The 6,930-nt window shown below is 53.9% G+C and carries 6 protein-coding genes; all 6 read left to right on the plus strand.

Annotation, left to right across the window (positions count from 1 at the left end):
- Positions 1–893: HNH endonuclease family protein (locus tag RMO15_RS09010; protein WP_309710869.1), on the plus strand; the 893-nt coding region annotated here is incomplete at its 5' end.
- A gap of 35 nt (positions 894–928) precedes the next feature.
- Positions 929–4,090 (plus strand): type I restriction endonuclease subunit R, encoded by a 3,162-nt coding sequence (locus RMO15_RS09015; RefSeq protein WP_309710871.1) that lies wholly within the window; start codon positions 929–931, stop codon positions 4,088–4,090.
- A 10-nt stretch (positions 4,091–4,100) separates the two neighbouring features.
- Positions 4,101–4,766, plus strand: coding sequence for a SprT family zinc-dependent metalloprotease (locus tag RMO15_RS09020; protein WP_309710874.1), 666 nt, complete (start codon positions 4,101–4,103; stop codon positions 4,764–4,766).
- 241 nt (positions 4,767–5,007) lie between these two features.
- Positions 5,008–5,649: a hypothetical protein gene (locus RMO15_RS09025; protein WP_309710877.1), complete on the plus strand. Its 642-nt coding sequence runs from the start codon at positions 5,008–5,010 to the stop codon at positions 5,647–5,649.
- 167 nt (positions 5,650–5,816) lie between these two features.
- Positions 5,817–6,362: a hypothetical protein gene (locus RMO15_RS09030; RefSeq protein ID WP_309710881.1), complete on the plus strand. Its 546-nt coding sequence runs from the start codon at positions 5,817–5,819 to the stop codon at positions 6,360–6,362.
- On the plus strand, positions 6,355–6,720 hold the full coding sequence (locus RMO15_RS09035) for a hypothetical protein (protein ID WP_309710882.1): 366 nt from the start codon (positions 6,355–6,357) through the stop codon (positions 6,718–6,720). The genes RMO15_RS09030 and RMO15_RS09035 overlap by 8 nt, the downstream gene beginning before the upstream one ends.
- Positions 6,721–6,930: the final 210 nt, after the last annotated feature.

A 6,930-nucleotide genomic window follows, 5' to 3' on the forward strand; every position in this document is an offset into this window, starting at 1 on the left:
TCCGAACGGTTCTTGTCCGCGAGCGTGCCAAGCAGGGACTTCTCCAAGAGTTTGAGCAAGTCGTCTATGCGAAGGGACACCTCCAGCCGGGCCGTGAAACCTTCGACTGTGTACGCCGTTTTCGCGACCACTATGCCGACATCCTCAATGGAGACCACCAGGTTGAGCTTGAGAGCTGGGAGTTTGACAACATACTAACCCTCCTGCGGGAAGCGGGTAGAGCTGACTTCTGGGTACCACCTGTTCTCTACTTCCTAGACATCTATGGACATCACCGAATCACGGCGTTCATGAAAAAGCTGGAGAACAAGTTCTCAGGAGACTGGTTTCTGCGCGGCACTCCCACCAGCCGTATCGAAGCCATGAACCGCATCCTCAGAAAGATTTATGAGATCGAGCAAAAAGGTGGAATGAAGGACGACAAGATAGATTCCCTCCTCAGCTCAGATGTCTTTAGCGTAGATACTGTGGAGCTTTTTCGTCGGCTGGATCATTGGCCAATCTATGGTCAGCCATACGGAGCTTACTTGCTGCTAAAAATCGACATGATAACCGGTGGCCCAACGAACCGCCTCCAGCCACCTCGTCAAATATCAGTCGAGCATGTCCTGCCACAGAACCCAGCAGGAAACAGCAAGTGGTGTGCTGACTTCTCTGATATAGAGCGTGAGGAATGGACGAACCGGCTAGGTAACCTAGTTCTCATTGGACGCAGAAAGAATGCCTCCCTCGGACGCAGAGATTTTGGAGAAAAGAAGACCCGCTACTTCTCAAGTCATGTGCAGACGTTTGCCTCAGCGATGAAAGTCATGAAAGAAGTAGATTGGACCCCAGGCACCCTCCAGCAGTTCCACCAGGAAAGGATCATCGATCTAAAGAGCTACTTCGCGTGATTCCGGTTTTAGTGTAGATTAAACAGTATATAACCATGATTCGATCCAACGACCAAAAAGCATCAAAAAACGTTATTCTCGATGAGCGTAACGGTGTTGAGAACCCACTCCTAGACCAGCTTGAAGCGATGGGCTGGACGGTGCTCCGCTTGGAGATGCAGTCGCCCGCAAGCAAGAGCTACCGCAGCGACTTCCGCGAAGTCGTCATTCGGCCCGAGCTGGAGAAGGCACTCAAGGACATCAACCCCTTTTTGGAGCCGGATCAGATTGACGGTTTGGTGAACCGTATCACGGACTTCAAAGCCCCCAGCCTCATCGAGAACAACAAGGAAGTTTTCGAGTTGCTGACCGGCTTTCCCAGTGTTGACGAGAACCGCAAGACCGGCGAAAAGTCACCTACCGTCCGCTACCTGGACTTCAAGAACCCCAAAAACAACCGCTTCCTTGCTGTCTGTCAGTTCAAGGTCGCCATCCCTGGCACCGATAACCACATCATCCCCGACGTGGTGCTCTTCGTGAACGGTATGCCGCTCGTGCTCATTGAGTGCAAGTCGCCTCTGGTCAACGAGCCGATTGCTTCTGCCATTGACCAGATGATGCGCTACAGCCAGCAGCGCGGCGAGGTGGGGGAGGGAAATCCCACTCTCTTCTGGTACAACCAGTTCCTCGTCTCTACCTGCCGCAACCAGGCGAAGTTTGGCACCATCACAACTCAGATCGAGAAGCATTTCTACCGCTGGAGCGATCCTTACCCCGCCAAGCTCAGTGATCTCAAGGCAGGCGGCAGCAGTACCCCCAACGATCAGCAGCGCCTCGTCGCGGGCATGATGCGCCCTGAGAACCTGCTCTCCCTGATCCAGTCCTACACGGTCTTCTCTACCAACGATAAAGGGCAGACCATCAAGGTCGTGGGGCGCTACCAGCAGTTCCGCGCCGTCAAGAAAGCCATTGATCGGCTACGCAACGGCACGACCACACGGGAGCGCAGTGGGATCATCTGGCATACCCAGGGATCGGGTAAGTCCCTGACCATGATGTTCCTGGTACGTGAGCTGCGCCAGCGCACCGAGTTTTCCGACTGGAAAGTCGTTTTCATCACCGACCGCACCGATCTTGAAGAGCAGCTCTCCGGAACCGCCCAGAGCATCGGCCAGAAAGTGAAGATGGCTGATAGTATCGCTACGCTCAAGACGCTGCTCAGTGGCACCGCTGCGGACCTTGTGATGGCGATGATCCACAAGTTCCAGGAGCGCGACCTGCAAGCGACCTTCCCAGAGCTTAATGCCAGCGCACATATCCTCACCCTCACCGATGAGGCGCACCGGAGCCAGTACAGCCTGCTTGGGGCTAACTTCGACAAGGCCATCCCCAACGCGGCGCGCATCGCCTACACGGGAACGCCCATTGATAAGACAGAGCAGACCTTCGGCGACTACATTGATAAATACACCATGCGCGAGTCCATCGCGGACGGTACCACCCTTGCCATCGTCTACGAGGGCCGCACCCACAGTGCCACCATCTCTGACCAGGCCGCAGCGGACCAGAAGTTCGAGGATGTCTTCAGCGAGTACAACCTGAAGGAGCGCCTCCAGATTCTGGGCTACGCTAGCCGTGACGCCTATCTGGAAGCCGAGGACACGATCCGCGCCAAGGCAAAAGACATGGTGGATCACTACATCGCCAACGTCTTCCCCAATGGATTCAAGGGCCAGGTTGTCACCACCTCACGCGAGGCCGCAGCCCGCTACAAGAAGTACCTTGATGCCGCCCTGGTCGCTAAAGTTGCCGAGCTAGAGGCCAGCAACCCCAGCAACGTAAATGTGACGCTCCTCAAGACGATGGAGACGGCGGTCGTCATCTCAGGTGGCGATCACAATGAGCCGCCACACCTCAAGGCACTTAGCAACTCCGCAGACCACAAGCGCAATATTAAGCGCTTCAAGATGGCCTTTGGAACGAGCACCGACGATGGCTCTGGCAGTCTCACGGGAAACGTCGGCCTTATCATCGTCAACAACATGCTCCTCACCGGCTTCGATGCCCCCATCGAGCAGGTGCTCTACCTGGACCAGGTGATCCGCGACCACAACCTCCTCCAGACCATTGCCCGCGTGAACCGCGTGGCTGATGAAAAGAAAGAGGCGGGCTTTGTTGTGGACTACGTGGGGATCGGCAACGACCTCAAGCGAGCGCTAGACAAGTACGCAGAGAAAGAGCAGCAAGAGGTTCTGGAGGAGCTGAGTAACCCGGACGAAGAAATTGGGAAGCTACGCGAGGCACACCGGGAGATCTGGGCACTGCTCAAAGAGAACGGTCTCGAAGACTTCAGCGACTCCGATGCGTTCTATGATCTCTTCTACGACGAGGACACGCGCTTCAAGTACGTGATGGCCTTCAAGAAGCTCACTCAGGCGTTCAATATTGTCCTGCCTCGTAAGGAGGCCCTGGACTACCTGGGCGACTACCAGAACTTCGTCAAGATCAACGAGCTGGCCTTCAAGCACATCGGCGACGCCCGGCTCTCCATGAAGGGCATCCCGCCCAAACTCCGAGCCATCACCGACGCGTTTCTGAAATCTGAGGGCATCGAGGTCAAGATCGAGCCGATCTCTATTCTGGACGACAACTTCCAGAAAGAGGTAGACGGCCACACTCGCACCCGCACCAAAGCTGCCGCCGTCGAGCACGCTATCCGCCACCATCTGGATATTGTCGAGCCCGAAGACCCGGAGCTTGCCGCTTCGTTCACCGAGGAGCTGCTGCTGATCTTCCAGATGTTCAAAGACAACTGGGATCGTATCTACCAGGAGCTGGAGAATCTGCGCCAGAAGATCATGGCCAAGGAGAAGGAAGAGACCTTTGGCCTTCACCGGCGCAAGCAGATGCCGCTCTTCCGCATCTACAAGAAAGAAATCTTCGCGGATGCAGAGTTGACCGAGGATCAGGTATCGGGCCTGGTCAATCTCACTCAGCTTATCAGTGCCAAGCTCGCGCTGGAGCTTCAGATGGTCGGGTTCTGGCAGTCCCCACCTGCCCAGAACAGGCTAAAGGCTGAACTGCAAGAGGCGTTTGTTTTGGCGAAGCCGGAAGGGCTCCCTAAGCTGATAAAGATGAAGGACATCCTTATCACCCGCACCGTGGAGTGGGCACGAGAAAATCGTGGTGTTCTGACGGGTCAAGTAGGAGACGCTTAACTTCGTGCGTGTGGACTACAAACTCATCTATAGCAAGCGGCGAACCATTGGTCTGACTGTCGAGCGCGACAGCCAGGTCGTCGTTCGTGCGCCTCACGGGATGAGCGAGGCCCATATTCGTCAGGCAGTGGAGGCCAAAAAGCTCTGGCTCTTTGGGAAGACCAACCACGCGCAGAAGTACCCGAGCATCCCACACCAGAAAGAGTTCGTCACCGGAGAAACTCTGCTCTACTTAGGGCGTAACTGGCGGCTAGAAGTGGTGCTTGGTCAAGAGGGAGTAGAGTTCCACTCCAAGTTTGTGATTGGCCCCCAGAGCCAAGATCAGGCGGGTGAGCTGTTTCGTGCTTGGTACAAGCTGCGGGCTGAGGAGCGTCTAAAGACCCGTGTGCGGCACTTCGCCAAGACGATGGGGGCAACCTACAACCAGGTTCAGGTGTCTGATCTCAAGTATCGCTGGGGCTCCTGTACGCCCAGCAACAATCTCAACTTCAACTGGCGCATTATCAAGGCTCCCACCTACGTGATTGACTATCTCATAGTGCATGAGCTAGCCCACCTGCTGGAGCCTAACCATACGCCGCGCTTCTGGAATATCGTGGCCGTCCAGGTGCCGCGCTACGAGCAGGCAAAAGACTGGTTGAGGGAGCATGGGAACCTGATCGAGGTAGATTTCTAGAATTAGGTTCGGAATCGGGAACGCGTTGGTTCTCTTGGAGATGGCTTTGATATTCGATGAGCAAATCGTAGATGACATACAGCGTCGGATTAATGCTGGACAAATAGAGCGCTTGAGGCAACTTCCCTTAAGCGGCCTCACAGTGGGTGGTCTCATGGAGCTACTCTGTCGAGGCTGGGAATGGGGCAAAGACCCTGAGGTGAGTTCAATTTTCAGGGGTTGGCGACAACAGTCAGGAATCTTGAATACGGCCTGGAAAGACCTTGTTGCAGGCCGTACCGACGTTTCCTTAAACCTTTCACCTGTCTCCTGGGATTTTATGTGCTTACCAAGTCCGATCAATCCGGGAAATGGATGGGAATGCTTCTCCAAGCGTTTTGAGCTCTCTCTTAAAGAGAACGGCTTTTCTACCGAATTGGCCCGCGCACTTGCTCGTGCAGCTAGAGAAATGGCAGAAAACGTCTGGAATCACAGTGGTGATACCGACGAAACCCCAGCCCCTGGAGCCATCGCATACTATGTAGAAGACAAGGTGATGGCCTACGCAGTAGCGGATGTGGGACGAGGTATTCTGCGTAGCCTTCAAAGCGAAGGTAAAGGCGATGACTTATCCAGTGCTCGGGAAGCGCTAGGAGCCGCAATCCAACAGCACCGCACCCGTCGGGTAGGGTTTACGGAAGGTGATGGTTTCAACCAGGTCTTTCGCTCTTTGGCTGATCTGAATGGTGTACTGCGTTTTCGCACCGGAGATGCAGCCCTTCATGTTATCGGGACGGCAGAGCAGCGCAACTTTGACTACCGCCCCTCTCCTACGATGTCGGGGTTTCAGCTCTCGATCCATTGCAGTCCAGCAAGCAATTCATCGCCGATTTACCGACTATAAAGAATAACTTGCGGTGTCCCAAGAACTGCGGTATAACACCTCATCTTATCCTCACTAAAGTGAGTGAGTGAGTTTTATTTATGTGGTACTCAATATCTCAGGCTTCCGAAGGAATGCAACATCTTGCTGGCTCTGCGCTTGCAAGGAGGCATCTGGCACGATTGCGAATGGAGATCTACCGTCACCGCGACCAGAAAGACCCCTTAGTGGTAGTGCTCGATTTCTCCGGCATCGAATCGCTAACGTCCAGCTACACAAAATCTAGCATCTTATGGCTTTTGCGTTGCGGGGAGAAATCCGTTGGAGCGTCGGTGTACGACGATCCTGGCGATGGCTCGCTGCCAGTCGCTCTACCGATTTATCTTATCCTAGCCCATCTCAGTGACGAGGTGCGAGAGGAAATCGAAGTTGTGCTACGTGCAGAACAACTCTGCTGCCTAGTGGCCGTAGAAACAAAAGGAGAATCTGTATTGACCGTTTCTATACTGGGATCATTAGATCGGACTTTGAGAACAACTTTACGAAGGGTAGAAGTGGAGACAGAAACGACGGCTGCGGCCTTGCATGCGAAACATGATGATGACATCAACGTTACAGGCTGGAACAACCGCCTTTCAGATCTGCACCGGCTCCGACTTCTCCACCGTCGCAAAGAAGGACGACAATGGATATACGCAATACTCGCCCCCTTGAAGGAGAATAATAATGGGTGAAGTTTTTCTGAGTAAATGTGCACCTCAGTTTAAATATCAACAAGATAAGGCATACCAGCGCGAATTCAAAAATGCAAACTTGTTTTCAGAACGCGATGAAGTATCGTCCAGCGAATATACCTGTATGCTTAACGATAATATCTCGGTTCAGATGGGAGATTTGCTTATCGTGACGCTGGGTCATGGCGGAGACATTGTACCGACACTTTTAAATAATCCCGTCGGTTGCTTCGATCCCTCGGATCAGAGTGCTCTCTTTACTGCTCTATCTGCAAATCCTCTATCTGGAGGACTAGCAATCGCCCGTATTTGCAGTATATCCCCGTTGGGAGGAGCGACCATCCGCTTATGTGAGTAGATAGCCGTCTTCAGTCAAGGAGTTGTCTGTAGTATGAAAAATCTTCCTGTGGTCAATTTGGAGGTCGAGTGCGACCGGTGTGTGCAAGTTTCGGAATGTGGTGGCTTAACGGGCCTCGATAGATATGAAGGGTGCTTTGCGACCTGCTACCAGCGCGGATGCCGAGAAGGTAAGGGATGGACATGCCCTTGTCGTCCAGTGGAGTTCGTC

This window comes from Armatimonas sp. (assembly GCF_031410135.1).
Classification (GTDB): domain Bacteria; phylum Armatimonadota; class Armatimonadia; order Armatimonadales; family Armatimonadaceae; genus Armatimonas.